24 protein-coding genes are annotated in these 26,925 nt (G+C 64.2%); 12 read left to right on the top strand and 12 right to left on the bottom strand.

Annotation, left to right across the window (positions count from 1 at the left end):
* Nucleotides 1-56 precede the first annotated feature (56 nt).
* Together ABIB91_RS24550 and ABIB91_RS24545 are read left to right on the top strand one after the other, a co-directional pair.
* Entirely contained in the window at nucleotides 57-1,076 is a 1,020-nt protein-coding gene (locus tag ABIB91_RS24550) for a polysaccharide deacetylase family protein (protein ID WP_354163426.1), read from the top strand.
* Between the two features lie 8 nt (nucleotides 1,077-1,084).
* Complete coding sequence (locus tag ABIB91_RS24545) at nucleotides 1,085-1,636, top strand: dihydrofolate reductase family protein (RefSeq protein ID WP_354163428.1); 552 nt, start codon at nucleotides 1,085-1,087, stop codon at nucleotides 1,634-1,636.
* Between the two features lie 11 nt (nucleotides 1,637-1,647).
* Here ABIB91_RS24545 and ABIB91_RS24540 read toward each other — a convergent pair whose 3' ends face one another.
* Nucleotides 1,648-2,100: a DoxX family protein gene (locus tag ABIB91_RS24540; RefSeq protein WP_007591884.1), complete on the bottom strand. Its 453-nt coding sequence runs from the start codon at nucleotides 2,098-2,100 to the stop codon at nucleotides 1,648-1,650.
* Between the two features lie 322 nt (nucleotides 2,101-2,422).
* Nucleotides 2,423-4,732: an NADP-dependent malic enzyme gene (locus ABIB91_RS24535; protein ID WP_354163430.1), complete on the bottom strand. Its 2,310-nt coding sequence runs from the start codon at nucleotides 4,730-4,732 to the stop codon at nucleotides 2,423-2,425.
* Between the two features lie 245 nt (nucleotides 4,733-4,977).
* On the opposite strand from ABIB91_RS24535, the gene ABIB91_RS24530 reads away from it, so the two are divergent.
* Complete coding sequence (locus ABIB91_RS24530) at nucleotides 4,978-6,954, top strand: aq_1923 C-terminal domain (protein ID WP_354163432.1); 1,977 nt, start codon at nucleotides 4,978-4,980, stop codon at nucleotides 6,952-6,954.
* 157 nt (nucleotides 6,955-7,111) lie between these two features.
* Here ABIB91_RS24530 and aspS read toward each other — a convergent pair whose 3' ends face one another.
* The gene (aspS, locus tag ABIB91_RS24525) at nucleotides 7,112-8,884 is read right to left on the bottom strand and encodes an aspartate--tRNA ligase (protein ID WP_354163435.1); all 1,773 of its coding nucleotides are present in this window, start codon (nucleotides 8,882-8,884) and stop codon (nucleotides 7,112-7,114) included.
* A gap of 194 nt (nucleotides 8,885-9,078) precedes the next feature.
* Here aspS and ABIB91_RS24520 point away from each other — a divergent pair, with 194 nt between their 5' ends.
* The 5 genes from ABIB91_RS24520 to ABIB91_RS24500 all read left to right on the top strand — a co-directional run bounded on the left by ABIB91_RS24520 (nucleotide 9,079) and on the right by ABIB91_RS24500 (nucleotide 14,736).
* Nucleotides 9,079-10,554, top strand: a complete 1,476-nt coding sequence (locus ABIB91_RS24520; protein ID WP_354163437.1) for a protein adenylyltransferase SelO — start codon at nucleotides 9,079-9,081, stop codon at nucleotides 10,552-10,554.
* A gap of 169 nt (nucleotides 10,555-10,723) precedes the next feature.
* Entirely contained in the window at nucleotides 10,724-11,575 is an 852-nt protein-coding gene (locus tag ABIB91_RS24515) for a phosphodiesterase (protein WP_354163439.1), read from the top strand.
* Nucleotide 11,576: 1 nt separating this feature from the next.
* Nucleotides 11,577-12,527 carry a carbohydrate ABC transporter permease gene (locus ABIB91_RS24510; protein ID WP_035992818.1) on the top strand — a complete coding sequence of 317 codons (951 nt, stop codon included), beginning with the start codon at nucleotides 11,577-11,579 and terminating at the stop codon, nucleotides 12,525-12,527.
* Nucleotides 12,524-13,393 carry a carbohydrate ABC transporter permease gene (locus ABIB91_RS24505; RefSeq protein ID WP_354163441.1) on the top strand — a complete coding sequence of 290 codons (870 nt, stop codon included), beginning with the start codon at nucleotides 12,524-12,526 and terminating at the stop codon, nucleotides 13,391-13,393. Before ABIB91_RS24510 ends, ABIB91_RS24505 begins: the two co-directional genes overlap by 4 nt.
* An 11-nt stretch (nucleotides 13,394-13,404) precedes the next feature.
* A complete protein-coding gene (locus tag ABIB91_RS24500; RefSeq protein WP_354163443.1) occupies nucleotides 13,405-14,736 on the top strand; it encodes an ABC transporter substrate-binding protein in 1,332 nt (443 codons plus the stop codon).
* Nucleotides 14,737-14,832: 96 nt separating this feature from the next.
* Here ABIB91_RS24500 and ABIB91_RS24495 read toward each other — a convergent pair whose 3' ends face one another.
* A complete protein-coding gene (locus ABIB91_RS24495; protein ID WP_354163445.1) occupies nucleotides 14,833-15,822 on the bottom strand; it encodes a zinc-dependent alcohol dehydrogenase family protein in 990 nt (329 codons plus the stop codon).
* 103 nt (nucleotides 15,823-15,925) lie between these two features.
* Between ABIB91_RS24495 and ABIB91_RS24490 the strand changes: the two genes are divergently transcribed.
* Together ABIB91_RS24490 and rnd are read left to right on the top strand one after the other, a co-directional pair.
* Nucleotides 15,926-16,825, top strand: coding sequence for a LysR family transcriptional regulator (locus tag ABIB91_RS24490; RefSeq protein ID WP_354163447.1), 900 nt, complete (start codon nucleotides 15,926-15,928; stop codon nucleotides 16,823-16,825).
* A 373-nt stretch (nucleotides 16,826-17,198) separates the two neighbouring features.
* Nucleotides 17,199-18,350: a ribonuclease D gene (gene rnd / locus ABIB91_RS24485; RefSeq protein WP_007591909.1), complete on the top strand. Its 1,152-nt coding sequence runs from the start codon at nucleotides 17,199-17,201 to the stop codon at nucleotides 18,348-18,350.
* Between the two features lie 188 nt (nucleotides 18,351-18,538).
* On the opposite strand, the gene ABIB91_RS24480 is transcribed toward rnd, so the two are convergent.
* From ABIB91_RS24480 to ABIB91_RS24460, 5 genes are all read right to left on the bottom strand, one after another.
* Nucleotides 18,539-19,921 (bottom strand): aspartate aminotransferase family protein, encoded by a 1,383-nt coding sequence (locus ABIB91_RS24480; protein WP_007591914.1) that lies wholly within the window; start codon nucleotides 19,919-19,921, stop codon nucleotides 18,539-18,541.
* A 158-nt stretch (nucleotides 19,922-20,079) separates the two neighbouring features.
* Entirely contained in the window at nucleotides 20,080-20,250 is a 171-nt protein-coding gene (locus ABIB91_RS24475; protein WP_007591915.1) for a hypothetical protein, read from the bottom strand.
* 30 nt (nucleotides 20,251-20,280) lie between these two features.
* The gene (locus ABIB91_RS24470) at nucleotides 20,281-20,844 is read right to left on the bottom strand and encodes an isochorismatase family protein (protein WP_007591916.1); all 564 of its coding nucleotides are present in this window, start codon (nucleotides 20,842-20,844) and stop codon (nucleotides 20,281-20,283) included.
* Between the two features lie 25 nt (nucleotides 20,845-20,869).
* Nucleotides 20,870-21,490 (bottom strand): GNAT family N-acetyltransferase, encoded by a 621-nt coding sequence (locus ABIB91_RS24465; RefSeq protein ID WP_007591919.1) that lies wholly within the window; start codon nucleotides 21,488-21,490, stop codon nucleotides 20,870-20,872.
* Nucleotides 21,477-22,094: a hypothetical protein gene (locus ABIB91_RS24460; RefSeq protein ID WP_354163452.1), complete on the bottom strand. Its 618-nt coding sequence runs from the start codon at nucleotides 22,092-22,094 to the stop codon at nucleotides 21,477-21,479. Before ABIB91_RS24460 ends, ABIB91_RS24465 begins: the two co-directional genes overlap by 14 nt.
* 71 nt (nucleotides 22,095-22,165) lie before the next feature.
* On the opposite strand from ABIB91_RS24460, the gene ABIB91_RS24455 reads away from it, so the two are divergent.
* Nucleotides 22,166-23,206 (top strand): LysR family transcriptional regulator, encoded by a 1,041-nt coding sequence (locus tag ABIB91_RS24455; protein WP_354163454.1) that lies wholly within the window; start codon nucleotides 22,166-22,168, stop codon nucleotides 23,204-23,206.
* 79 nt (nucleotides 23,207-23,285) lie between these two features.
* Here ABIB91_RS24455 and ABIB91_RS24450 read toward each other — a convergent pair whose 3' ends face one another.
* The gene (locus ABIB91_RS24450; protein WP_354163456.1) at nucleotides 23,286-24,440 is read right to left on the bottom strand and encodes an autotransporter outer membrane beta-barrel domain-containing protein; all 1,155 of its coding nucleotides are present in this window, start codon (nucleotides 24,438-24,440) and stop codon (nucleotides 23,286-23,288) included.
* Between the two features lie 377 nt (nucleotides 24,441-24,817).
* On the opposite strand from ABIB91_RS24450, the gene ABIB91_RS24445 reads away from it, so the two are divergent.
* Complete coding sequence (locus ABIB91_RS24445; protein ID WP_007591938.1) at nucleotides 24,818-25,024, top strand: cold-shock protein; 207 nt, start codon at nucleotides 24,818-24,820, stop codon at nucleotides 25,022-25,024.
* A 95-nt stretch (nucleotides 25,025-25,119) separates the two neighbouring features.
* On the opposite strand, the gene purN is transcribed toward ABIB91_RS24445, so the two are convergent.
* Nucleotides 25,120-25,773 carry a phosphoribosylglycinamide formyltransferase gene (gene purN / locus ABIB91_RS24440; protein ID WP_354163458.1) on the bottom strand — a complete coding sequence of 218 codons (654 nt, stop codon included), beginning with the start codon at nucleotides 25,771-25,773 and terminating at the stop codon, nucleotides 25,120-25,122.
* On the bottom strand, nucleotides 25,773-26,846 hold the full coding sequence (purM, locus tag ABIB91_RS24435) for a phosphoribosylformylglycinamidine cyclo-ligase (RefSeq protein WP_354163460.1): 1,074 nt from the start codon (nucleotides 26,844-26,846) through the stop codon (nucleotides 25,773-25,775). The genes purN and purM overlap by 1 nt, the downstream gene beginning before the upstream one ends.
* Between the last annotated feature and the right edge of the window lie 79 nt (nucleotides 26,847-26,925).

Below are 26,925 nucleotides of genomic sequence, written 5' to 3'. Positions count from 1 at the left end.
TTGCCGGAGGCGAAAAGCCGCGGCGGAACAACGGGATCAATCTCGAGGACAACACCATGCGTGTGGCGGCAGGACTGATATTGGCAAGCGCGATGTCTCTGGCGATGACGGGCGCGGCATGGTCGCAGGCCCCGGCTGCAAAGCCCGCTGCCGCGACGCAGGCCGCACCGGCGGCAACACCGGCTGCGGCTGCGCCCGCTGCAGCACCCGCTCCTGCAGCAGCCGCCGCGCCGGCAGGCTTCGTCAATCCTCCCCCGCCTAAACAGGCGCCGCAGCCCGCCCGCGCCGCCTGCAACACACCGGGCGCGCTCGGGGTCGCCCGCACCGTCGAGATCGACACCACGGGTGGTCCCGGCTTCGGCTTCGAGCATTTCAAGGAGCTCGACTTCCTGCGTGACCACGAGGTGGTGCTGACCTTCGACGACGGCCCCTGGCCCAAGAACACGCCCGCGGTGCTGAAGGCGCTCGCCGACGAGTGCACCACCGGCATCTTCTTCTCGATCGGCAAGCACGCGACCTACGAGCCGGAGATCCTCAAGCAGGTCTACGCGGCTGGCCATACCGTGGGCACCCACACCTGGTCCCACGCCAACCTCAACAACAAGAAGCTCACGGAAGCGCAGCGCAAGGAGGAGATCGAGAAGGGCCTTTCCGCGGTGAAATGGGCGCTCGGCGGCATTTCGCCCTCGCCTTTCTTCCGCTTCCCGGCGCTCCAGCATCCGCCGGAGATGGTCACCTATCTCGGCAACCGCAACACGGCGATCTTCTCCTGCGACATCGACTCCTTCGACTTCAAGGCCTCGAAGCCCGAGAAGGTGATCGAGACCGTCATGAAGAAGCTCGACAGCAAGGGCAAGGGCATCATCCTGATGCACGACTTCCAGAAGCACACTGCGGAAGCGCTGCCTGAATTGCTCAAGCGCCTGAAGGCCGGCGGTTACAAGGTGGTGGCGATGCGCGCCAAGTTCCCGGCCTCGACGCTGCCGGAATACGACCAGGAGCTGCTCAAGGACGTCAAGCTGCCGACAGTGAGCAACCGGCCGGTCAACAGCGTCGTGACGACGGTTTCCGAATAGCCGCGCCATTGTCCTTTCGGATCGAAGGCTACGTCATCGTCTCCGCGGACGGCATGCTCGCCGACGCCGACCATGTCATGCCCGACAGCTTGAAGTTCGAAGGCGACAAGCTGTTCTTCGAGCAGGCGCTCGATCGCGCCGCGCTGATCGTGCACGGCCGTCACTCGCACGAGCAGCAGCCGAATTCAGCAAAGCGCAAGCGCCTGATCCTGACCCGCAAGATCAAGGCTCTGACCGTCGATCCCGAGATGCCGAACGCGACCTTGTGGAATCCGGATCACGCCAGCTTCGAGGACGCCTGCGCGTTCGCCAATGTCGCTTCCGGCACCGTCGCAATCATCGGCGGCCCCGTCGTGTTCGACATGTTTATGGATCGCTACGACACGTTCTGGCTGTCGGAAGCCCCGCATCTGCGGCTGCCCGGCGGCAAAGGCTGTTTTGTCGAAGTACCGGGGCGCACGCCTCAGGAGGTGCTGGCCTCACACGGGATGAAGCCGGGCGCGCCGTATCTGCTCGACGCCTCGCATGACGTGACTGTCACGCCGTGGCGCAGGATGTAGTGGTTTGACCGTCACACGTCCCCGTAGGCCGCCTCGGCCGGACGCGTAGCGCGGCCGTAGCCCATGATCATGAACAGCGCGCCGATGATGGACAGGTTCTTGAGCGCGTCGACCAGCATCTTGCCGTTGTCAGGGGGCACCTGGTTCCAGAAGTCGTAGAACAGGAAGGTCGCGACCGCGACATAGATGATCATCAACATCGCGAAGAAGCGCGCGCCGAAATTCAGCGCGATCATCACCCCCGCGATGATCTCGAGCACGCCAACCGCGATCGCCAGCAGCTGCGGCGTGGTCATGGCCGTCGCCGTCTCGATCTGCTTGGCGTAAGGCGCAATCATGTCGGGCACCACGACCTTGGCGGCGATGAAATCAACGGTCGCCTGCATGGCAAACAATCTTGCCGCACCCGTGTAGATGAACAGCACGGCGAACAGGATCCGCCCAAAAGTCACGAACGCTGGCATGATCGGCCTCTTTGCTCAGGCTTTTTGAAACCGGATTTTTGCGAAAGCATCGGGGGATTATGGAGAGTCGTGCGCCGGTTTACAAACGGGGAAATGGACGAATGCGAGTAATTCAAAACTAGCGCCAAGAGCTTCTTCCCCTCTCCCCTTGCGGGAGAGGGTGGCTCGCCGCGAAGCGGCGAGACGGGTGAGGGGTTTCTATCGGCACGGACAACTCTCGATATTTCGTCTCGCGCAGAGAACCCCTCATCCGGCGCTTCGCGCCACCTTCTCCCGCAGGGGGAGAAGGCACGGCACCTGCCGCGCGGCTAGAGCCCCGCCCTTACGTAAACAACGTCGGCTGCTGCCGCGACGCGCGCTCCTGCGCTTCCACCACAGCCACCGCGGTCATGTTGAGGATGCCTCGCGCCGTCACCGACGGGGTGAGGATGTGGGCCGGGCGCGCCGGGCCGATCAGGATCGGGCCGACAGGAAGCGCGTCCGCCAGCGACTTGATCATCTGGTAGGCGACGTTGGCGGTGTCGAGGCCTGGCATGATCATGATGTTGGCTTCGCCCTCGAGGTTCGAGTGCGGCAGCACCATTTTGCGCGCAGCCGCCGAGAGCGCGGTGTCGCCCTGCATCTCGCCGTCGGCCTCGAGTTCCGGATGCTTCTCCTTCAGGAGCTGGGTCGCCCGGCGCATTTTGCGCGAGGATTCCGTGTCGTAGCTGCCGAAATCCGAATGCGAGACGAAGGCGATCTTCGGCTTGATGTTGAAGCGTTGGACGTGGACCGCCGCGAGCGAGGCGATCTCGGCGAGCTCTTCGGCGCTCGGATTGGGCCGCACCTGGGTGTCGGCGATGAAGAAGGCGCCCTTGCTCGTGATCAGCAGCGCCAGCGCCGCATAGTCGCTGATCCCCGGCGTAAACCCGACGATCTCGCGGACATGGCGCAGATGGCTCATGTAGCGGCCCTCGACGCCGCAGAGCATGGCGTCCGCCTCTCCGCGCACCACCGCGAGCGCCGCGATGACGGTGTTGTTGGTGCGCACCACCGTGCGCGCCGCATCCGGCGTCACGCCGCGGCGGCCGGCGACCTCGACATAGGACTGCACGTAGGAGCGGTAGCGCGGATCGTCCTCGGGATTGACGAGGTCGAAGTCCTTGCCGGCCTTGATCGACAGGCCGAAGCGCTTGATGCGCGCCTCGACCACCGACGGGCGTCCGACCAGGATCGGCGTCGCCAGCTTTTCTTCCAGCACCACCTGGGTCGCGCGCAGCACGCGCTCATCCTCGCCTTCGGCGTAGATCACGCGCACCGGCTGGGTCTTGGCCTTGGCGAACATCGGCTTCATGACGAGGCCGGAGCGGAACGCGAAGCGCTCGAGCAGCGCGGTGTACTCATCGAAATTGGTGATGGGCCGGGTCGCAACGCCCGATTCCATCGCGGCCTTCGCCACCGCCGGCGCGATGCGCAGGATCAACCTCGGATCAAAGGGACTCGGGATCAGCGAGCCCGGGCCAAACCCTTGCGTCTCGCCGGTGTCGAAGCCTTGCGCGACCGCATCGGACGGCGCCTCGCGCGCGAGCTGCGCGATGGCCTCCACGGCGGCGTGCTTCATCTCCTCGTTGATGGCGCTGGCGCCGACATCGAGCGCGCCGCGGAAGATGAAGGGAAAGCACAGGACGTTGTTGACCTGGTTCGGATAATCGGAGCGGCCGGTGCAGATCATGGCGTCGGGACGCACCTTGCGCGCCTCCTCCGGCATGATCTCCGGCGTCGGATTCGCGAGCGCCATGATGAGCGGCTTGTCGCCCATCGCCTTGGCCATCTCGGGCTTGAGCACGCCCGGTGCGGAGAGGCCGATGAAGATGTCGGCGCCGCCGATCACGTCGGCCAGCGTGCGCTTGTCGGTCTTCTGCGCATAGACCGCCTTCCAACGGTCCATCGTGGTGTTGCGGCCTTCGTGAACAAGGCCGTCGATGTCGCAGACCCAGATATTCTTGCGCTGAGCGCCCATCGACACCAGCAGGTTCAGTGTCGCGAGCGCGGCGGCCCCTGCCCCCGATGCCACGATCTTGACGTCCGACAGGTTCTTGCCGTTCAGGCGCAGGCCGTTGGTGATCGCGGCGGCGACGATGATCGCGGTGCCATGCTGGTCGTCATGGAAGACCGGGATCTTCATGCGCTCCTTGAGCTGCGCCTCGATCTCGAAGCATTCCGGTCCGCGGATGTCCTCGAGATTGATGCCACCAAAGGTCGGCTCGAGCGCGGCCACGGTCTCGACCACGCGTTCGATGGTGTCGGCCGCGATCTCGATGTCGAACACGTCGATGCCGGCGAATTTCTTGAACAGGACCGCCTTGCCCTCCATCACCGGCTTCGAGGCCAGCGGGCCGATATTGCCGAGGCCGAGCACGGCGGTGCCGTTCGAAACCACGGCGACCAGATTGGAGCGGATCGTCAGCGTCGCCGCTTCCGCCGGGTTCTTGGCGATCTCCATGCAGGCGGCGGCGACGCCGGGCGAATAGGCCAGCGCGAGATCGCGCTGGTTGGCGAGCGGCTTGCTCGCCTGGATCTCGAGCTTTCCGGGGCGCGGCAGCCGATGATAGGCCAGCGCCGCCTGGTGGAGATCATCAGAATAGGACGACATGCGGTGTCTTGCCTCGCGTTACCGGCCTCAAACTACGTTGTCCTGACCGGCCCGCCTTCGGGTGGTATTTCCGGGTCATGGAAACGGGATGAAGCACGCCGGGCGGCCCGGTGGCAACATCCGATTGCGGCCCCATCAACAGGGCGCGCAGTCAAATATCTGATAGCGCTCACTTTCTCTGGACCGCGCGTTGCTTTGCGAATATGGCAGGTTGCGTCCTGCAACGCGAGCAACTGGAGCTGGGAATGAAGCGAATCCTGATCGGCCTGATCGTCGTGGCCGTGATGGCCGCGGGCGGATGGTTTGGCTTCAATCTCTACGTCCAGCATCGCACCACCGCCGAGGTGGAGGCCGCGTTCGAGCAAATCCGCAAGCAAGGCGGCAAGGCTAGCTACGGCAAGATCGCCTTCGATCTGCCCACGCGCACCCTGACGATCGAGGACATCGCCGTTGAGCCGGGCCAGCCGTTGCAACTGCCGGCCAGGATTGCCGGCGTCAAGGCGATCGGCGTGCGCCAGATCGACGACGTGACCTTCTCCGCCGATGCCATCGAGGTCTCGGGGATCGAATTCGCAATCGACAGTTCGGTCGACTCCTCGCAAGTCAAGACCGCCTACAAGATCCCGCAGGCCACGATACGGGATTACGCCGGGGCGATTCGTGCCCAGCCCCTGCCGGCCTCGAACGCCATCACCGAGCTGTATCGATTTGGCCTCGAACAGTTCAGCGGCGTCACGGCGTCGTCGATCGAGGTACCGACGATCACCGTCACCGTCGACGGCAAGCCCGGTACGGCCAATCCAGGCGGCGGCGATTTCGCCTATTCCGGCCTGGTGATGAAAAACCTGAGACGCGGCAAGGTCGAGGCGACCAAAGCGGATCTGTTCACCTCCACCTTCAAGCTGCCCCAGCCGGGCAAGTCCGACAAGCTCACGGTAGAAATGCCGAATTTCGTCATGAACGATTTCGATGCAGGCGGCATGCTCGCCACGCTCGATCCCGAGAAGGCGAATGACGTCAGCTATCATCAGATCTATCGACAGATTTCGTCAGGGCCTTACATCGTCACCCTCGATGGCGTGCGCCTCCAGATCGACGGCTTCGCCATCGATGATGTCGCCGTGCAGCCGTCGAAATTCCGGCTGGCCGAAATATTTGCGGCGCTGCCACGGGATCAAGCGGCCCCGCCGACTCCGGCACAGGCACGCGAGCTGCTGGAGAAGCTCGCCGGAGTCTATGAGGGTCTTCGCATCGGTAAGGGCGAAATCGGCAAGATGTCGGTCGGCACGTCGCAAGGAACGGCCACCGTTAATGCCATCCGATATCGCGACGGCGAGTTCGCGGTCGAAGGCATCGACACGCCGTCTCCGCAGGGACAGTTCAAGATGGAGCGCTTCGCGCTGAAATCCTTCAGCACGGCGAATTTGATGCGCTGGGCAGCGAGCCTCACCACTCCCGGGCGGCCGCCCTCGCCGGATCAGATGCTCGGGCTGTTCGGCGTGCTCGCAGGCGCGGAGATCAAGGGCGTGACGGCGCCGTTCAAGACCACCAAGGAGCTGGTCATGATCGACACACTGAGCCTGGACTGGGGGCAGCTCGTCGGCTCGATCCCGAGCAAGGCGCATGTGGTTGCCAAATTTGTCACGCCGGCCGATCCATCCGATCCAAAACAGCTTCCATTGATTGCCAGCGGGATCGACAAGCTCGCGGTCGACCTCGATCTCGGCGCTGCCTGGACCGAACAGTCCAACAGCTTCGTTCTGACGCCCGCGACGCTCGACATCGGAGGCATCGCAAGAGCGCAATTGCGTATCGCGCTCGGCAACGTACCACGCGAGGTGTTTTCGGCCGATCCCGCCCAGCTCATGGGCCAGGCGGCCCGGATCGAGGCGGGCACGCTCGAATTCTCATTGCGCGACAGCGGCGTCGTCGATCTCGTCGCGGCACAGTTCGCGCGCATGCAGAAGGTCAGCCGCGATACCGCACGCCAGGCGCTCGTCGAGAGCATCAAGGCTAGACGCGAGCAATTTGCTTCCGCCAATCCGGATGCGAACGCGGTCGTGGACGCGATCGCCCGCTTCGTCGAGACGCCGGGCCAGACGCTTTCCATTAAGCTGTCCCCGCGCGCGAAGGCACCGCTGATGCAATTGATGCAGCTCTTGCAAACCGACCCACAGAGCGCGCTTGCGCAGTTCAGGATCGAGGCGTCGACGGGGCTGTAGTTGGATTTCGTGTCCCGGACGCGCTGCAGCGTGTAACGCTGCTGCGCAGAGCCGGGATCCAGAAGCCTGCTGCTCGCTCAGACATGGGCCCCGGCTCAGCTGCGCACCACTGCGTGCTGCGCTGCGTCCGGGGCACGGACATCTTCCCGCGCAAACTTCACTTCTGCGGCAGATTCACCTTCACGTGCAGCTCCCGGAGCTGCTTGGGGCTGGGCTCCGACGGTGCGCCCATCAGGAGGTCCATGGCCTGCTGGTTCATCGGGAACAGCGAGATCTCGCGCAGATTGTTGGTGCCGCACAAGAGCATGACGATGCGGTCGACGCCGGCGGCCATGCCGCCATGCGGCGGCGCGCCGTACTGGAAGGCGCGGTACATGCCGCCGAAGCGATCAACGACTTCCTGCTCGCCGTACCCTGCGATCTCGAACGCCTTCACCATCGCTTCCGGCACGTGGTTGCGGATTCCGCCCGAGGCGATCTCGTAGCCGTTGCAGGTGATGTCGTACTGGAACGCCTTGATGGTCAGCGGATCCTGGCCCTTCAAGGCATCGAGACCGCCCTGCGGCATCGAGAACGGGTTGTGCGAGAAGTCGACCTTCTTGTCCTCCTCGTTGTACTCGTACATCGGGAAGTCGACGATCCAGGCCAGCTCGAACCGCTCCTTGTCGGTGAGGTTCAACTCCTCGCCGACCTTGTTGCGGGCCAACCCTGAAAACTTCCAGAACTTGTCGGGATCGCCGGCGACAAAGAAGGCGGCATCGCCTTCCTTCACGCCGATCTGCGCGCGGATCGCGGCGGTGCGCTCAGCACCGATGTTGTTGGCGAGCGGACCGGCACCCTCGCCGCCCTCGCGCCACATGATGTAGCCAAGGCCCGGCTGTCCCTCGCCCTGCGCCCATGAATTCATGCGGTCGCAGAAGGCGCGCGAGCCGCCACCCGGCGCCGGGATCGCCCACACCTGGTTCTTGGGGTCCTCCAACATCCGCGCGAACACCTTGAAGCCGGAGCCGCGGAAGTGTTCGGAGACGTCCTGCATCTCGATCGGGTTGCGCAGGTCCGGCTTGTCGCTGCCGTATTTGCGCAGCGCCTCGGCGAAAGGAATCCGGCGCCAGCCCTTGGTCACCGGCTTGCCCTTGGCAAATTCCTCGAACACGCCCGTGATGACAGGCTCCATCGCGGCGAAGACATCTTCCTGCGTGACAAAGCTCATCTCGACGTCGAGCTGATAAAACTCGCCCGGCAGGCGGTCGGCGCGCGGGTCCTCGTCGCGGAAACAGGGCGCGATCTGAAAGTAGCGATCGAAGCCCGACATCATCAGGAGCTGCTTGTACTGCTGCGGCGCCTGCGGCAGCGCGTAGAACTTGCCGGGATGGATGCGCGAGGGCACCAGGAAGTCGCGCGCGCCCTCCGGTGAGGACGCGGTCAGGATCGGCGTGTTGAACTCGAAGAAGCCCTGCCCCTCCATCCGCCTGCGCATCGACTTGATGACTTCGACGCGCGTCATGATGTTCTGATGCAGCTTCTCGCGACGCAGGTCGAGGAAGCGATACTTCAGGCGGATGTCCTCGGGATATTCCTGGTCGCCGAACACCGGCAGCGGCAGGTCGCCGGCCGGGCCCAGCACCTCGATCTCGCTGACATAGATCTCGATCTTGCCGGTCGGCAGATCGTCATTGTCGGTGCCTTCGGGGCGGCGGCGGACTTTGCCATCCATCTTGACCACGAATTCCGAACGCAGCTTCTCGGCCTGCGAGAACGCCGGCGAGTCCGGATCGACCACGCACTGGGTCAGGCCGTAATGGTCGCGCAGGTCGATGAACAGCACGCCGCCATGGTCGCGAACGCGATGGACCCAGCCCGAAAGGCGGACCGTCTCGCCGATGTTGCTCTCGCGGAGCGCGCCGCATGTATGTGACCGGTAGCGATGCATGGTCGTCCCAAATTCAATGTCGGAGGATCGAATCGAACCGCCGAAACGGCCGGTCCAAAGTTGCGGCAGGGTTTACCTCGGGAGGACGGGGGCGGCAACCAAGGGAACGGCCCGTTTTCGGCTGGAAGTGCCCATTTTTGCCCAATCTGGGCTCAAGCCTTTGCCATCAGGCGTTCCACCCCTATCTTGAGGCCATGACAGTCCATTTCCCGTTCCAGAACTCCTATTCGGCGCTGCCGGACAGCTTTTTCGCCCGGGTCGCACCGACGCCCGTGACAGCGCCCCGGCTGATCAAGCTGAACCGGCCGCTGGCGGTCCAGCTCGGGCTCGATCCTGATGTGCTGGAGACCCCTGAGGGCGCCGAAATCCTGGCGGGTAAGACAGTTCCCGCCGGGGCCGATCCCATCGCCATGGCCTATGCCGGCCACCAGTTCGGGAATTTCGTGCCGCAGCTCGGCGATGGCCGCGCCATCCTGCTCGGCGAAGTCATCGACAAGAGCGGCGTCCGCCGCGACATCCAGCTCAAGGGCTCGGGCCCCACCCCGTTCTCCCGCCGCGGCGACGGCCGTGCCGCGCTCGGGCCGGTGCTGCGCGAATACATCGTCAGCGAGGCGATGTTCGCACTGGGCATTCCGACCACGCGCTCGCTCGCGGCCGTCGTCACGGGCGAACATGTGCTGCGCGAGACGGCGCTGCCGGGCGCGGTGCTGACGCGCGTCGCCTCGAGCCATATCCGCGTCGGCACCTTCCAATTCTTCGCTGCCCGCCGCGACACCGAGGCGGTCCGCCGGCTCGCCGACCACGTCATCACCCGCCATTATCCGGAGCTGCTTGGCGCCGAGCGGCCCTATCACGCGCTGCTGTCCGGCGTCGTCGCGCGCCAGGCCGAACTGGTCGCACGCTGGCTGCTTGTCGGCTTCATCCATGGCGTGATGAACACCGACAACTCTTCCATCTCCGGCGAGACGATCGATTACGGTCCGTGCGCCTTCATGGATTCCTACAATCCGTCGCAGGTGTTTTCCTCGATCGACGAGATGGGCCGCTATGCCTACGCCAACCAGCCGCGCATCGCGCTGTGGAATCTGACGCGGCTTGCCGAATGCCTGCTGCCGCTGTTCTCCGACGATCAGGAAAAGGCGGTTGCCGAGGCCCAGGACATTCTCGGCGCCTTCTCCGAGACGTTCAGCGACACCTATCAGGCGGGCCTGCGCAAGAAGGTCGGCCTGTTCACGGAGCGCGACGGCGACGACGCGCTGATCCAGGACCTGCTGGATGCCATGGCCAAGAACCAGGCCGACTTCACCCTCACCTTCCGCAAGCTCGGTGACGCAGTTGGCGATCCGGCTGCTGACGATGCACGCGCGCAATTCACGGACCCCGCGGCGTTCGACGAGTGGGCCAGGCGCTGGCACGAGCGCACAGCGCTGGAGCCGCAGAGCGCAGCCGAACGGCAAGCCGCCATGCACGCCGTCAACCCGATTTTCATCCCGCGCAACCACCGCATCGAGGCCGTGATCCGGGCCGCGGTCAACGATGACAACTACGCGCCGTTCGAGGAGCTGGTGAAGGTCTTGGCCAAACCGTTCGAGGACCAGCCGGACTACGCCGCCTATGCCGATCCTCCGCTGCCGGACCAGCGGGTGCTGCAGACGTTTTGCGGGACGTAATGACAAACTCGGTGCGTAGGGTGGATTAGCCGAAGGCGTGCTAAGCCGAGCTTGTGGACGCCTCGCGCCACCGGAACCGCTGTCATCAAACTGAAACACTCGTACTCTAACGGCCTGTCAGGGTCGTCTTGCCGGAGGCGCCCACCCTCCAACGATCCTGACAAGTGCCATGCCTTTCAAGTTCATCCACATCACTGACACGCATCTCGCGAACCCCGGGCTGCAGCTGTATGGCCTCGACCCGCGCGCCCGACTGGACGCTGCGATTGCCGACATCAACAAGCATCACGTCGATGCCGCCTTCGCGGTCGTGACCGGCGACCTCACCCATTGGGGCGAGCCTGAATCCTACGCCAATTTCGCAGACGCAATGTCCGCGCTGAAAATCCCATACGTCGCCATGGTCGGCAACCATGACCGCCGTGTCGCCTGCCTGGACGGCTTGAGGTCCGCCCCGCGCGATCCGAACGGCTTCGTGCAGGGGACGCGCACCACCGAGCACGGTCTGTTCGTGTTTCTGGACACGCTGGACGAGACCAGCCATGCCGGCGAGATGTGCGCCAAGCGCCTCGGCTGGCTCGCGAGCACGCTCGCGGCCGCGCCGGCGGACATGCCGTTCGTGGTCTTCATGCACCATCCGCCGTTCCCGGTCGGCGTCCATGCGATGGACGAAATCTCGCTGGCACAGAGCGCCGAATTCGCCGAGGTGATCGCGCCCTACCGGTCGCGCATCCGCCACCTCTTCTTCGGCCACGTGCACCGGCCGATCTTCGGCAGCTACGGCAAGATCCCGTTCTCGACGCTTCGCGGCACCAACCACCAGGTTTGGTTCGAGCTCGACGCTGCCGCGGCCGAGCATCTCGCCAGCCACGAGCCGCCGGCCTACGGCGTGGTGCTGATCGACGGCGAGAACCTGGTCGTGCACAGCCACGACTTCCTCGACACCAGTCTGCGCTTTCCCTTCGAGCCACCGGCGGGAGTGGACGGCCGCGACTATGCGCTCAATTTCCCGGCGCGATGAGATGAGCTTCGCAGAACCCGCGGCTCTCCCGGTCGCGGCCTCGGCGCCGCCGCGCCTGCATATCCTGAATCGGTTTTCTCACCGCTTCAAAACCTCCCTGCCCGCCTATCTGCTGCTGCTGCCCTCGCTCGTCTTCCTCGCGCTGTTCACCTACGGTGCGATGGGCCGCGTCCTCGTCGACGCGCTCTATCAGCGCGCCACGCCCAGGGCGCCGGTTCGTTTCGTCGGTCTCGACAACATCGCAGCGGTGCTTGCTGACCCCGCCTTCACCGGCGCGGTCGTCAACAATCTCGTTTATGCCGTCGGCACGGCGATCCCGAGCATTGGCCTCGCGCTGCTGTTCGCGCTGGCGCTGTCGCGCACCAACGCGTTGACCAGTGCACTGCGCGCCGCGCTGTTCCTGCCGGTGCTGATCCCGATGGTCGCGGCCTCCGCGCTGTTCCTGTTCATCTTTCTGCCCAATGTCGGACTGCTCGACTATTACATCGGCCGTTTCCTGCCGGTGCTGCCGAATTGGCTCGGCGATTCCGACATCGCGCTCTATGCCATCATGGTCATCACGATCTGGAAGAACGCCGGCTATTACATGCTGTTCTTCCTGGCCGGCCTCCAGGCGGTGCCGGAAGATGTCATGGAAGCCGCCCATCTGGACGGCGCAGGGCCGTACCAGCGGCTGCGCCACATCATCCTGCCCGAGCTCAAGCCCACCTTCCTGTTCGTCACGGTCATCGCCACACTCAACGCGGTCACGCAGGTCGACCACGTCTTTGTCATGACCAAAGGCGGGCCGTCCAACGCGACCAATCTCGTGCTGTTCTACATCTACCAGCAGGCGGTCGAGCACTACGACATCGGCAAGGCCTCGGCAGCGACACTGCTGACGCTTGCGGCGCTGATGGGCCTCACCGCGCTCTCCTTCCGGACCATGGCGAACCGCGAGGGCGGGGCATGAAGCTGATCGATAAGCTCTTCAAGGACGCCCCGCTCGCCACCCGCCGCGAGATCACGCCAAAGCTCGGCTTTGCGCTGACCGTGCTGCTCGCGGTGGTCTGGCTGATCCCGTTCCTGTGGATGGGCGTGGCGACGCTGCGCCCGGCATCCGACGGCATCAATCTGATGGCCGAGCTGATGCCGAGCCTGAAGCCGACGCTCGACAACGTCAGGGACGCCTGGGAAATCGGCGATTTCCCGCGTTACACCCTCAACACTATCATGATCTGCACCGGCATCCTGTTGGTGCAGGTCGTCACGATCACGCTGGCGGGCTTTGCCTTTGCCCGGCTCGACTTCGCCGGAAAATGGCTGATTTTCTATCTCTTCCTCATGCAGCTGATGCTGGTGCCGGTGCTGCTGATCGTGCCCAATTTGAGCCTGGTGGCACAGCTCGGCCTCTATGACACCCTCACTGGCGTGATGATGCCGTTCTTCGCTTCCGCCTTCGGCACCTTCCTGATGCGGCAGGCGTTCGAGGCTATACCGACCGAGCTGGAAGACGCTGCCCTGATCGACGGCGCCAGCCTGCTCCAGCGCATCCGCCACATCTACGTGCCGCTGTCGATGCCGAGCTTCTCGGCCTTCGCCATCATCTCCGTCACGAGCCACTGGAACGACTTCCTGTGGCCTCTGATGGTGATCAACTCGCCGGACAAGCGGCCGCTCACGGTGGGACTCTCGGTGTTCACCGCGACCGCGGAAGGCACGCAGGCCTGGGGCACCATCGCCGCCGGCACGCTGATGGTGATCGCACCGCTGCTCATCACCTTCCTGATCTTCCAGAAACGCTTCATCAGCTCTTTCGTCACCTCAGGCATCAAATAGGAGATTTCTCGATGCTGTTTTCCCGCAGGATCATGCTTGGCCTTGCCATTGCAGGCACTTTGGCAAGCGCCCTCACCTTCCCGGCGCTGGCCGAAGGCCCGACCGAGATCGACCTGTTCTTCCCCGTCCCCGTCGACGGCAAGCTCGCCCGCGACATGGGCACCTTGATCAAGGAGTTCAACGAGACCCATCCCGCGATCAAGGCGACCGCCGTCTACACCGGCTCTTATGACGACACGCTGATCAAGACGCGCGCCTCGATCAAGGCCGGCAAGCCGCCGGCTGCCGTGATCATGTCGGCGAACTTCCTGCTCGATATGCAGATCGAGAACGAGCTCACCAACCTCGATCCCTTGATCGCCGCCGACGGCACCACCAAGGAGCAGTTTCTGGGCCAGTTCTTTCCGGCGCTGCAGGGCAACGCGGTGATCAACCGCTCAGTCTACGGCGTGCCATTCCATAACTCGACGCCGCTGCTCTACATCAACGCCGACAAGGCCAAGGAAGCGGGCCTCGATCCGAGCAAGCCGCCGCAGACCTGGGCTGAATTGACCGACTGGGCCAAGAAGCTCACCAAGCGCGAGGGTGACAAGGTGACCCAATGGGGCATCGCGATCCCGTGCGCCTACGATTATTGCGGCTGGATGATGGAAACGCTCACCATGACCAATGGCGGGCGCTACTACAACGAGGAGTTCGGCGGCGAGGTCTACTACGACACGCCCTCGATGCTGGGCGCGCTGACCTGGTGGAACGACCTCGTCACCAAGCACAAGGTTCACCCGCCCGGCGCGACGCCTGGCCCGGCCGTCAGCACCTCCTTCATTTCCGGCAATGCCGCGATGATGATGCTCTCGACGGGCTCGCTGACCTATGTGCGTGACAACGCCAAGTTCGCCTACAAGGTTGCCTTCATCCCGCGCAACGTCCGCAACGCCGTGCCGATCGGCGGCGCCTCGCTGATCGTTCCGGCGGGCCAGGAAGCCGACAAGCAGAAGGCCGCCTGGACGCTGATCAAGTGGATGACCTCGCCCGAGAAGAGCGGCTGGTGGAGCCGCGCCACCGGGTATTTCGCTCCCAACATGGCCGCCTACAAGACGCCTGACATGGTCGAATTCCTGAACAAGAACCCGGACGCCAAGACCGCCGTCGAACAGCTCGACGTCGCAAAACCGTGGTTTGCGACCTACAAGACCGTGCCGGTGCGCAAGACGCTGGAGGACGAGGTCATGCTGGTCCTCAACGGCAAGAAGCAGCCGAAGGAGGCCCTAGTGGCCGCCCAGAAGGCGGCCGACGAGACGCTGAAGCCGTACAATGCGGAGACGTCGCTGAAGCTGCCGTAAGGCTGGGTGCAACGTCAAACGAACGTCGGCGTCCCGTCCTGCGGGGCGCCGAATGCGTTTCGGGGAGGTGCTCTCGTTCGCATCGCCACGAGACTCTCAGATCGTCACCACGATCTTGCCGAACTGCTCGTTTGACTCCAGGAACCGATGCGCCTCGACGATCTCTTCGAAGGGAAACGTTTTGGCGATGATCGGCTGCAATGCGCCGGCGCGCAGCCCGTCGAGGATGAAGGCCTTCGCCATCGCAAGTCGCGCGGGATCGCGGATGATCTCGTGCACGAGATAGCCGCGCAGCGTCAGGCTCTTGGTCAGGACGTTGACCAGCGGAAACGGCGTCGGCTCGGGGCTCAGGCCGCCATATTCGATGAGAACGCCACCCGGCGACATCGCGGCGGTGAGCGGCTCAAATATGGGGCCGCCGACCGCGTCGAATACCACGCGAACGCCGTTTGAGCCGACAATGTCCTCCAGGCGCGACCGGATGTCCTCTTCCAACGAGGCGATGACGTCGCCGGCACCAGCATCGCGCAAGCCCTGCCGCTTGATCGAGGTTCGGGTCACCGCAATCGGGATCGCACCGATCCGGTTCGCGATCTGAATCGCCGCAAGCCCGACGCTGCTCGACGCCGCGGTGATGACTACGGCCTCCCCTCGCTCCAGCCCAGCAATATCGACCAGGGCGCCGAACGCCGTCAGATATTGCATCCATACCGCGGCCGCCGCGTTGAAGCCGAGCTCGGGCGGGTGCTTCACGACGAACTCGGCTGGAAACGTGAGGAGCTCGCCATAAGCCGGCCATCGCACCATCGACACGGGTGGCACGATGCTGACGGCCTCCCCCGGCGAAAAGCCGCTCACGCCTTCGCCCATCGCCTCGACGATGCCGGCGGCCTCGAGACCAAGGCCGGACGGAAGCGTCGCGGTCTCGATATAGGCCCCCCTCCGCAAGAGCGCTTCCGCGCGATTGAGCCCGAGCGCCTTGACCCTGATCTGCACCTCACCTCTCCCCGGAGGCGCGACGTCGACGGTCTCGATGCGCAGCACCTCGGGGCCACCATGTCTGTGGAAGCGAACGACGCGCGCCATGAACACACTCCAAAACAATTGAATTGAATGGAGCTATGGCAACCGGGCGGCACTGGATAAAGGGTTCAGAGGGGCGAACAGTCGAAACCAGGAGTTTGCAATCATGGACCGCCTGACCAGCATGGCCGTCTTCGTCAAGGCGGTCGATGTGGGTTCGTTCGCCGCCGCCGCCGATGCGCTCGAAATGTCGGGGCCAATGGTCGGCAAGCACGTTCGTTTCCTCGAGGAGCGCCTGGGCGTCCGCCTCCTCAACCGCACCACACGGCGCCAGAGCTTGACCGAGACGGGCCAAGCCTATTACGAGCGCTGCCGCACTGTGCTCGCTGAAGCCGAGGCCGCCGACGCCGTCGCTTCCGACGAATTGTCCGAGCCGCGTGGCCGGCTCCGCGTGACCATGCCCGCCCTGCTCGGCCGGCACTGCATCGCCCCCTTGCTGATGAAGCTTGCGCGACGATATCCCGATCTGGAGCTCGATCTCTCGTTCGGCGACCCGATCGCTGACATCATCGAGGGCCGCTATGATCTTGCGATCCGGACCGGCGATCTGCACGATCAATCCGACCTGAAGACGCGGCGCATCGCAAGCCAGCGCATGGTGGTGTGCGGCGCGCGCTCGTATTTGCGCGCCAACGGCAAGCCGAAATCGCTCGACGATCTTGCCCAGCATCAGGCGATCATCTATCGCCGCTCCGGACGCGTCCGGCCGTGGCTGTTTCCCCGCAAGGGCCAGCCTCCGAGCGAAATCATGCCGGCGGGAAGGCTCAGGTTCGACGATCTCGATGCGATTGCGGATGCCGCGACACAGGGGATTGGACTGGCCTGGCTGCCATACTGGCTGGTCCGCGAACGCCTACGCGCCGGTACACTCATCAATCTGTTGAGCGGTCAGCCGGGATTCCTCTACGACTGCCATGCGCTCTGGCCCCGCTCGCCCCGGATGCCGCCGAAAGTTCGCGCCGCCGTGGACGCCTTGGCGGCCGCCCTGCCGAAGCTCATGACCTGACGCCGGATGCCACGACGCTGCACGGCATGGCGCGCCCGTTAACCCCGCGTCCACCATCCGGCCCGGCCTTCCGCCGGTAACCACGAGAATTAACAGACCCTCAATTCGCCCCAGACAAGTTTAGCAATGTTTCTGAGGGGTTTTGCCGTGGATCTGTTGGTTTTCGAGTTCCTGGGACTGGCCTTGGTCGCCATGTGCGTGGTCGTGGTGGCCCTGCCTTGTACGCGCAAACCCTCCCGGCGGGTCCGCTACGAATAGGATTTTCGTCGGTAAATGCGATTCCGGCCCAAATGCAAGGCTCGAATTCGCTTCGAGCCCCTTGACATCACAGCGCTTTCGGCAGAACGGCTGATGGACTTGTCATGGGCCGTTCATGGATCTGATTACCACCACCGCTGACCTTGCGGCTGCCTGCAGCCGGTTGGCCAAGCACCCCGTCATTACCGTCGATACCGAGTTCCTGCGCGAGACCACCTATTACCCGCTGCTGTGCGTGGTGCAGATGGCCAGCGCCGAGGAAGCGATCGTCATCGACACCCTGGCGGCGGGCATCGACCTCAAGCCGTTCTTCGAGCTGATGGCCAATGAGGCTGTGCTGAAGGTGTTCCACGCCGCCCGGCAGGACATCGAGATCATCTGGCATCAGGCGGGCATCATCCCGCATCCGGTGTTCGACACCCAGGTCGCGGCCATGGTGCTCGGCTACGGCGACAGCATCGCCTACGACGCGCTGGTCGAGAAGGTCACCGGACACCGCCCGGACAAGACTCACCGCTTCACCGACTGGTCGCGCCGGCCGCTGACCAAGGAGCAGATGCACTACGCCGTGTCCGACGTCACGCATCTGCGCGACGTGTTCGCAGCCCTCGATGCCGACCTCAAGAAGCGCCGCCGCAGCGAATGGGTCTCGATCGAGATGGAGGTCCTGACCTCGCCCAAGACCTACGACTTCCACCCCGAGCGCGCCTGGGAACGGCTCAAGACGCGGGTGCGCAAGCCCAAGGACCTCGCGGTCCTGATGGAGGTCGCCGCCTGGCGCGAGCAGGAGGCGCAGAGCCGCGACGTGCCGCGAGGCCGCGTGCTGCGCGATGAGGCCGTCAGCGACATCGCGACCCACGCGCCAAACACGATCGAGAAGCTCGCGAACCTGCGCTCGGTGCCGAAGGGTTTTGAGAAATCCAAATGGGGCGCCGACATCGTCGCCGCCGTCGAGCGCGGCCTGGCGCGCGATCACGCCACGCTGCCGAAGCTGGAAAAGCCGCGCAACAATAACAATGGCGCCGCGATCGTCGAGCTGTTGAAGGTGCTGTTGCGCATGACCGCGGAGCGCCATGCGGTCGCCAGCAAGGTGATTGCGACCGTCGACGATCTCGAGGAGATCGCGGCCGACGACGAGGCCGACGTGCCGGCATTACGCGGCTGGCGCCGCGAGCTGTTCGGCGAGGCCGCACTGAAACTGAAGCGCGGCGAGCTGGCGCTGGCGGTCGAGAAAGGCCGCGTGATCGGGGTTCAGCGGGCGGAATAGGCCGCCATCTCTCCCCAGCGTCGTCCTGGCGAAAGCCAGGACCCATCACCCCAGGGAAGAGTTTGGCGAAGACTCGTCGTTCGGGACTCCTACCATCCCCATCGAGAGACCTCGCGGTATGGGTCCCGGCCTTCGCCGGGACAACAGGGTGGGTGCGGCGGAACGCTCCGCCTGCATTGACGCTTCCCTTACGCCGGCGTCAGCTTCGCCACTTCCGGCTTCATGTCATCAAGCACACCTGAAATCGCCGCGACCAGCTCGTCGATCTGAGCTTTGGTGACGATCAGCGGCGGGCAGATAGCGATGGCGTCGAGCATGTTGCGCGAGATCACGCCGCGCTCCTGCAGCATGCGGCTGGCCATGCCGCCGACGGCGCCCGGCGTTGCCGCCGCGGTCTTGCGCGCCTTATCCAGCACCAGTTCGATCGCTGCGATCATGCCGACACCGCGGACCTCGCCGACCAGCGGATGACTGGTGAGTTCACGCAGCTTGCCTTGCATGTAGCCACCGAGCTCGGCGGCGTGCGCAACCAGTCCCCGCTCCTCGATGATCTTCAAATTCTCCAGCGCAATCGCCGAGCCGACCGGATGGCCGCCCGCGGTGAAGCCGTGGCCGAGCACGCCGATCTTGTTGCTCTCATCGGCGATCGGCTCGAACATGCGATCGTTCATCATGATGGCCGACAGCGGGAAATAGCTCGAGGTGATCTGTTTGGAGACCACGATCGCGTCGGGCTTGATGCCGTAGGTTTCGCAGCCGAACATCTTACCGGTGCGACCGAAGCCGCAGATGACCTCGTCCGCGACCAACAGGATGTCGTATTTGTTCAGTACCTTCTGGATCTTGTCCCAATAGGTCGCCGGCGGCACGATGACGCCGCCCGCGCCCATCACCGGCTCGCCGAAGAACGCCGCGATCGTGTCCGGGCCTTCCTTCTGAATCAACGCATCGAGCTCCTCGGCTCGCCGCGTCGCGAAGGCTTCCTCGCTCTCCCCGGGCGCGCCGTCCTTGTAGAAATGCGGCGAGCCCGTGTGCAGGATGTTCGGGAGCGGCAAGTCGAAAGAGCGGTGGTTGTTCGGCAGGCCGGTGAGGCTGGCGGACGCAATGGTGACGCCGTGATAGGCGCGCATCCGGCTGATCACCTTCTTGCGCTGTGGCTGGCCGAGCGCATTGGAGCGATAGGCAATCAACTTCAGAACTGTGTCGTTGGCCTCCGAGCCGGAGTTGGTGAAGAACACCTTGCTCATCGGCACAGGCGCAAGTGCGACCAGCTTCTCGGCGAGATCGATCGAGGGCCCGTGCGATTTGGCGGAGAAGGTATGATAGAATGGCAGCGCCAGCATCTGCTTGTGCGCGGCGTCGACCAGCCGCTTCTCGTTGAAGCCGAGCCCGACGCTCCACAGGCCTGCCATCGCCTCGAAATAGCGCTTGCCCGACGCATCGAACACGTAGGGGCCCTCGCCGCGCTCGATCACCAGGGGACCGGCCTGCTGATGGGCGCGCGCGTTGGTGTAGGGATGGAGCTGATAGGCCACATCCCGGGCCTCTTGCGAATTGGGCAACATGGACATTTGCGGGCATCCTTGAAAGCGTCACGTCGCCGGCGCGGCCAGCGTCATCACTCGATGATCCAGCTCCTTGGCTATTGCCACCGCGCAAAACTTGCAACGTCAATTCGTCGGCAGCAAGCGCTCACCAGCGTTGCACAAAGCCGCACATCGGGCAGCTGTCACGCCGCGCCGTCGTCATTCCCATCGCCATCGGCCGCAGCGGCCTCCCGCACCTCCACCAGCGCCATCGAGAGCAGATACACCGTCGTGGGCAGACCAAGACGGCGCGCCGCCTCGGCGGCACGCGACAGGTCGCTTGCCAGCTCCTCGAGCTGATCTCCCCGTGACAATGTCCCACTCCATCCGTCGATCGCGGCCGCCTACACCGCAACGGCGCCGCTGGTTCTGATCAGTTCGGCGCTGGACTGGATTGTAGCAAAATTCCCGATCACATTCACTACTGCATGCTTGTAGGCGGCAGCATCGCCTGTCCCCGGCTGCCGGCAGGCCACCGCGTCGGCCACCACCTGGAAGCGATGGCTGCGGTGAAACCCGTCGATAGCGGTGGCCAACACAGTTTCGTCCAGGGAAAAGCCAGCGAGCACGCAACGGACATTGCGGATATTGGACATGTAGTCCACAAACCGCGACGAACTGTAGGCTGACGGCAGCGGATGCTCGAACGTCATTTCTCCCGGCCGCGGCTTCGCCTCCGCGATCCAATCGGTCAGCCTGGATGCCGGATTGAACCAGGCCGCCTGCGCGATGCGCTTCAGATGCATCACCGGCCAGAGATTGTCGCGCCACAGCGTCAGCAGTTCCACGCAGCGCGCCGTGGCGGCATCGCCGTCGAGGATGACGTGGCGACGTCCGGGGGTCAGATATTCGACCTGGAGATCCGCGCAGACCAGGATCGGCGGATCGTCTGTGACGGAAACCAGCATGGGTTTGCGCGCAGCTGCAGCAGTTTCAACGGCCAGCGAGCGCGACGTCCCGCAGCGGCGACGTCACGGCCCGTCCTGCCGAGGCGTCGAGCACGCCCGGCCGGTCCCAATCGCCCTCGGGGCGGATGATCACGTACGGATCGCTGTCCAGCGTAATGGCATCCGGGCCCGGTTCGATCTCCAGCAGCATTTCCGTGTAGGAGAAGTCGGAAAAGGTGATCTTGCGATTGTGACCGAGCGGCTTGGCCCCGAAATGAGCCCAGAAATCGACCAGCCGGTCCTGCGCCTGGCCGTAGATCTTGCGAAAGCCCTTGCGCTTCACATAGTCGACGCTCGCCTGTACCAGCTTGAATGAGACCCGCGAGCGCCGATATTGGTGCCGCACCGCAAGCCGTTCCACCTTGGCGAAATCGCCGAAGAACCGCACCCGTAGACAGCCCGCAGGCTCGTTGCCGACATAGCCGATGAAATGCGCGGCGACCATGTCGTTCCCGTCGAACTCCTCGTCGAACGGGCAATCCTGCTCGGCGAGATAGACGGCTGAGCGGATCGAGGTGACCAGCATGAGATCGCTGAGATCGCGTGCGAGGCGAATGGTGATGGCGCGGGAATCGGGCTTCGCGAGAGGAATCCTAGTACCGTGCATCTGCAAAACTCCTTGCTTGGATGATCGCGCCCGGCATGCGCATCGGCTGCCGATGCCAGGGCCGCTCGTAGCACCAGAGGTCGGGTTGGAAGCTTGGAACAGGCTCGAAGCCTGTCGCCTTCATGATATCGCGTCCGGCCACGGTTGACGGCTGCGCATAGCAATCCGCGTTGCGAAACCTTAGCTGTCTAAGATGAGCCGCGGCCTTGCCGAGACCGGCGACGCCGCGCCCCGTCGCCGCGATCGCCCAGATGTAGATGGCGGAAACGTCTTCCTTCGCGGACGCGAGATGGCACGTCTCGGGCGCGGTGAGGCAGATCTCGTCGAGCAGCAGCGCATCATGCCCGCGATCGTTGAGAAACAGGAAGGCCATGCCGCCGACGAGCTTGCCCTTCCGGCTGAAAGTCAGGATGCTCTCGGGATCGAAGGCGAAATATTTTGCAAGCTCAGTCGCCCCGATCCGAACGCCCGGCACCAGCCGGTGCGCCAGCTGCGAAAGCGCGGCGATTTCGGAAAATTCGGCACGACGGACGTCGACATCCGGACTGAGCGGCAGCGCGTCGAAATCATGCCTTGCGGCAAACGAGCCCCTTTCCATACCCATGTCACCCCTCTATCGTTCGCGGCTTTCGTGCCCCGCTATGACCAAGAGCTTAGCGGCTGGGGATCAGGCGTATGCAGCAGTTATTGCACCGGGGTGCTGCGATAATGCAGCACCGTGAAGAAGCCCTGGACATGTCCTGGGACGATTTGAAACTGTTTTTAGCTTGCGCAAAATATAAAAGTTTCCGCAACGCCGCCGAGGAGCTCGGGCTCACCTCCACCACCTTGATGCGCAGGATCGACCGGCTCGAAGAGAGCATCGACTGCAAGCTGTTCCTGCGCGACCAGAGCGGGCTCACGCTCAGCGACGAAGGCAGCGCGATGATCGCCGACGTGGCGCATATGGAGCGTCATGCCTTCAACGTGTTCCGGCGAGCCTCGCGATCGTCGAACGACATGTCAGGCACCGTGCGGGTCGCGGTGACCGAAGGTCCCGGCAATTTCTGGATCCTGCCGCGACTGATCGACTTCCAGAAGACCTATCGCAAGATCACCGTCGACCTGCGCTGCGCGATGGAACAGGCCGACGTCGCGCGGCTCGAATCCGATATTGCGATCCAGCTCGAGCCGCCGACCAATCCCGATCTGATCGTCGCCAAGCTCGGCCGGCTGCACATCTATCCCTTCGTGTCCAAGGAGTACGAAAACCTCTACGGCGTGCCGGCGAGCCTGGCCGAGCTGAAGAACCACCGCATCATCAAGCAGAGCGCTCCGCAGGTCGACGACGGCGCTTATGCCCGCGTGCTCGGACTTAAGTCGCTCGAGGGCATCGTCGGGATCAAGACCAATTCCTCGGTCGGCGTGCTCTACGCGGTGGAGCGCGGCGCCGGCATCGGATTCCTGCCGACGGTCTCGATCGCGCTCGGCGCCCCGCTCGTCGCCGTCGATCTCGGCGTCAGCCACCACGCCGATCTCTGGCTTACCTATCACAAGGAGTTCCGCGCCTCCGAGCGCCACAAGATCGTGGTCGATTGGCTGAAGAAAATCTTCGATCCCAAGGCCCACCCCTGTTTCCGCGACGAGTTCATCCACCCGAACGCGCTGGCGCCGATGATGACGGCCGCGCGCGAGGGTTTTGGATTGACGGGCTATGTCGCGGCAATGCCGACTTAAAACTCGAGCATGATCCTTTCGTAAAACCGCGTCGCAGTTTTCCGGATCCTCCTCTGGGCCGACGCGGGCAGGCTTCGCCTCACCACCGATATTCGAAGCCGACCGTGCCCTGGTGCGACGTCAGCTCGTTGCGGAACTTGCCGTCGTAATTGACGTAGAGCCGCGCCGTGTTGGTCAGGCTGAGCGAGGCCGAGGCGCCGGCATCCGTGCCGTAGCGGCTCTCGCCGATGCCGGGCACGACGATGCTCTGACTCCCGAGGCTGACTTGCACCGATCCCAGGTTCTGATGGAAATTGTCGACGAACTTGCCGTAGGCGGACAGGTCCAGGATCTTCTGGTCGAAGATGAAGTAGCGTCCAATCTCGGCTCCGATCATGACGCGCGCGCGCGAGAGCGCAGTCGAGCCGACATTGAGTGGATCGAGGCCGCCAACCTCCTGGAACGCGACGCTGGTGGCGCGGACATATTCCAGTGCACCCTTGGGCACGATGCGCATCTGATCCTTGGTCCAGTAATAGCTGATCTCGGTCAGCGCGCCGTCGACTGCGGCGCGATAACCCGCGGTCGCAAGTCCCAGGCCGGTGTCCCGGCTGGAGCGGACCTTGCCGAAGCCGTGCACCACCGCGAACGCCCAGGTCCAGGGACCCTTGTCGACCGAGCCGCTGAAGCCGAGTTGCGTCAGGTCCAGCGTCGCGGACTGAAGTGCGAGCGGCACGTCGATGTCGGTGTGGCTCTGGTCGACGGAGAAGCCGAGATTGACACCCGGCGCGAGCCGCGCGCCAAGGCCTGCGACACCGCCAAACGTCTTCCGCTTGTCGCCGACAAAGTCTCCTTGTGCATCCGTCCGGACCGAGATGCCGTAACCCTCGAACCAGGTGCGGTAGCGCGGATCTTCCGCGCCCGCCGATGCACCGCCGCCGCCGGGATTGGTCCGGAACGCCCGGTTGACGCCGCCAGAAGCCTGGCTGCCGAGCCGCTCCAGGAAATTCGAGCCGAGATTGAGCGCGCTGTTGCCGGCCGACTGGTCGTAATTGGTCGCGGTCGGCATCGGAATCGGCGTCGGTGACGGCGTGGGTGTCGGGGTCGGCGTAGGCGTAGGCGTCGGACTTTGCGCAAAGCCTGATGTCGTCGACAGTACCATGATGAGCGCAAACGCCACGGCAGCCGCGATCCAACGGACGCGGTTCAGCCTGATCGCCTGCCGTGTCTCTGAGGGCTGCGACGTGCAGCACATGGCGACAAATCCCGAAGCAAAGGGCGGCGCGCAAAAATGCAACAGGAGCGGCGCACGCGTGCCGCGATTTGTGCCGAACTGTTACTGAGGGTCAACCGGCTGGCGCGTCCAGGCAAAGGCATTGCTTCCGATTGTGGTTCCGCGGCCACAGGTCGCAAATTGCGGACGGGCGCTCCGGTCGGGCTCTTGAAATTCGCGCGCGGCTTGCTAACGGGCGATTTTCATGTTGCAATATCGGACACAATCGGAATTGGCCGCTCGACTGTGCGTTTCGCGACATTGAACTCAAGACTCGAACAGACTACCGGAGGCCCGTTTGTGGCGTGGCACGCGAAAAGCGGCCGCGTCGTTTTTGTATCTAGCGGAGGAGACTGAGGATGCCGCAAAAGGGCACCGTCAAATGGTTCAACCCGACCAAGGGCTATGGGTTCATCAAGCCGAACGGCAGTGATAAGGACGTCTTCGTCCACATCTCCGCCGTCGAGCGCGCCGGACTCTCGACCCTCAATGAAAATCAAGTGGTCGAATACGACCTCGTGGAGAACCGCGGCAAGGCATCCGCGGAGAACCTCAAGGTTTCCTGATTGCTCTCGCGGTCTGCGCAAGAGATCATGACGTTGCCCCCGGCTCTGCCGGGGGTTTTTGTTTGGGATGAAAGTATTCCGAGTGCGACGGCGCTTCACCGCACCAACGGCGCAACCAGAAAGTTCTCCGACGGCCCGCTGCCCGCGGTCTTGCACACATCGCCCTCGATCCGGACCTTGCCCGTCGCGAGCAGGCTCAGTGCTGCGGGATAGATGCGGTGCTCGACTTCGAGGATACGCTCCGACAGCGTGTCCGCCGTGTCGTGGTCGCTGACGGGAACGGCGCCCTGCATCACGATTGGACCGGCGTCGGTCTCGGGGATCACGAAGTGCACTGTCGCTCCGGACAGCTTGACGCCGGCGCGCAACGCCTGGCCGTGCGGGTCGAGACCGGGGAACGATGGCAGCAGCGAGGGATGGATGTTGAGCATCCGCCCGTACCAGGCCTTGGTGAATTCGGCCGTGAACAGGCGCATAAAGCCGCCGAGGCAAATCAGCTCGATGCCGTGCTGATCGAGCGCTGCTTGCAGCACCTTCTCGAAGCCGGCGCGGTCCTTGCCGAACGACTTGCTTTCGATCACCAGCGTCTTCACGCCGCTCGCTTTGGCCCTTTCCAACCCCTGCGCATCGGCCTTGTTCGAGATGACGAGCGAAATCTCCGCCGGAAAATCCGGCGCGGCCGCGCCCTTGATCAGCGCAGCCATGTTGGAGCCACGGCCGGAAATCAGGATGGCGACGCGGCGTTTCATCACAGCGCCAGATCGAGATGGCCGTTATAGACGACGCGATGCTCGCCCTCGGCGGGGATCACGGTACCGAGCTGTGCCACGGTCTCACCGGCGTCGGCGAAGACCTCCACGACCTCTTCGACCTTGTCCGGCTCGACGATCGCGATCATGCCGATCCCACAATTGAAGGTCCGCAGCATTTCGAGCTCGGCGATGCCGGCCTGCGCGGCCAGCCATTTGAACACCGGCAGTACCGGCAGGCGCGCCAGATCGATACCGACGCCGAGATGCTTCGGCAGCACGCGCGGAATGTTGTCGGTGAAGCCGCCTCCGGTGATGTGGGCAAGCCCCTTCACCGCGCCGGTCTCGCGGATCGCGCGCAGGCAGGATTTGACGTAGAGACGCGTCGGCGTCAGCAACGCGCCGCCGAGCGTCATGACGGGCGCAAACGGCGCCTGCGCCCCGAAGCCGAGGCCGGATTGTTCCACGATCTTGCGCACCAGCGAGAAACCATTGGAGTGCACGCCCGACGAGGCGAGCCCGATCACGGCATCGCCGGCGGCGATGTCCTTGCGCGGCAAGAGCGTGCCCCGCTCCGCGGCGCCGACGGCAAAGCCGCCGAGGTCGTAGTCGCCGTCCCTGTAGAGGCCGGGCATCTCGGCCGTCTCGCCGCCGATCAGGGCGCAGCCGGATTCGCGGCAGCCTTCGGCGACGCCGGCGACAATCGACGCGGTCGCCTCCGGATCGAGCTTGCCGCAGGCAAAATAGTCCAGGAAGAACAGCGGCTCGGCGCCCTGCACCACGAGGTCGTTGACGCTCATGGCGACGAGGTCGATGCCGATCCCGCCATGCAGGCCGGTCTCGATCGCGATCTTGACCTTGGTGCCGACGCCATCGGTCGCGGCCACCAGGATGGGATCCTTAAAACCGGCTGCCTTGAGATCGAACAGGCCGCCGAATCCCCCGATTTCGGCGTCGGCGCCGGGCCGTGCGGTGGCGCGCACCATCGGCTTGATCAGGTCGACCAAGCGGTTGCCCGCATCGATATCGACGCCTGAATCGGCGTAAGTGAGGCCGTTTTTGCGGTCGGTCATGCCCGATTTCCAGTGGGTTTGCGGCTGGTTACGTCGAATTCCGGGGACGCGCAATGGCTCGCATGGCGCGCCGCCGTAT

The organism is Bradyrhizobium sp. JR4.3, from assembly GCF_040547695.1.
GTDB classification, from domain to species: Bacteria; Pseudomonadota; Alphaproteobacteria; order Rhizobiales; family Xanthobacteraceae; genus Bradyrhizobium; species Bradyrhizobium canariense.
This window is presented reverse-complemented; position numbering and strand designations above follow the sequence as displayed.

Coding starts and splice junctions, on each gene's coding strand:
- ABIB91_RS24515 (WP_354163439.1), top strand. CDS start 10,724: ATGCCTTTCAAGTTCATCCACATCACTGACACGCATCTCGCGAACCCC.
- purM (WP_354163460.1), bottom strand. CDS start 26,846: ATGACCGACCGCAAAAACGGCCTCACTTACGCCGATTCAGGCGTCGAT.
- ABIB91_RS24505 (WP_354163441.1), top strand. CDS start 12,524: ATGAAGCTGATCGATAAGCTCTTCAAGGACGCCCCGCTCGCCACCCGC.
- ABIB91_RS24445 (WP_007591938.1), top strand. CDS start 24,818: ATGCCGCAAAAGGGCACCGTCAAATGGTTCAACCCGACCAAGGGCTAT.
- ABIB91_RS24530 (WP_354163432.1), top strand. CDS start 4,978: ATGAAGCGAATCCTGATCGGCCTGATCGTCGTGGCCGTGATGGCCGCG.
- ABIB91_RS24495 (WP_354163445.1), bottom strand. CDS start 15,822: ATGGCGCGCGTCGTTCGCTTCCACAGACATGGTGGCCCCGAGGTGCTG.
- ABIB91_RS24500 (WP_354163443.1), top strand. CDS start 13,405: ATGCTGTTTTCCCGCAGGATCATGCTTGGCCTTGCCATTGCAGGCACT.
- ABIB91_RS24480 (WP_007591914.1), bottom strand. CDS start 19,921: ATGTCCATGTTGCCCAATTCGCAAGAGGCCCGGGATGTGGCCTATCAG.
- rnd (WP_007591909.1), top strand. CDS start 17,199: ATGGATCTGATTACCACCACCGCTGACCTTGCGGCTGCCTGCAGCCGG.
- ABIB91_RS24450 (WP_354163456.1), bottom strand. CDS start 24,440: ATGTGCTGCACGTCGCAGCCCTCAGAGACACGGCAGGCGATCAGGCTG.
- ABIB91_RS24490 (WP_354163447.1), top strand. CDS start 15,926: ATGGACCGCCTGACCAGCATGGCCGTCTTCGTCAAGGCGGTCGATGTG.
- ABIB91_RS24455 (WP_354163454.1), top strand. CDS start 22,166: ATGCAGCAGTTATTGCACCGGGGTGCTGCGATAATGCAGCACCGTGAA.
- purN (WP_354163458.1), bottom strand. CDS start 25,773: ATGAAACGCCGCGTCGCCATCCTGATTTCCGGCCGTGGCTCCAACATG.
- ABIB91_RS24540 (WP_007591884.1), bottom strand. CDS start 2,100: ATGCCAGCGTTCGTGACTTTTGGGCGGATCCTGTTCGCCGTGCTGTTC.
- ABIB91_RS24550 (WP_354163426.1), top strand. CDS start 57: ATGCGTGTGGCGGCAGGACTGATATTGGCAAGCGCGATGTCTCTGGCG.
- ABIB91_RS24460 (WP_354163452.1), bottom strand. CDS start 22,094: ATGGGTATGGAAAGGGGCTCGTTTGCCGCAAGGCATGATTTCGACGCG.
- ABIB91_RS24470 (WP_007591916.1), bottom strand. CDS start 20,844: ATGCTGGTTTCCGTCACAGACGATCCGCCGATCCTGGTCTGCGCGGAT.
- aspS (WP_354163435.1), bottom strand. CDS start 8,884: ATGCATCGCTACCGGTCACATACATGCGGCGCGCTCCGCGAGAGCAAC.
- ABIB91_RS24535 (WP_354163430.1), bottom strand. CDS start 4,732: ATGTCGTCCTATTCTGATGATCTCCACCAGGCGGCGCTGGCCTATCAT.
- ABIB91_RS24510 (WP_035992818.1), top strand. CDS start 11,577: ATGAGCTTCGCAGAACCCGCGGCTCTCCCGGTCGCGGCCTCGGCGCCG.
- ABIB91_RS24520 (WP_354163437.1), top strand. CDS start 9,079: ATGACAGTCCATTTCCCGTTCCAGAACTCCTATTCGGCGCTGCCGGAC.
- ABIB91_RS24465 (WP_007591919.1), bottom strand. CDS start 21,490: ATGCACGGTACTAGGATTCCTCTCGCGAAGCCCGATTCCCGCGCCATC.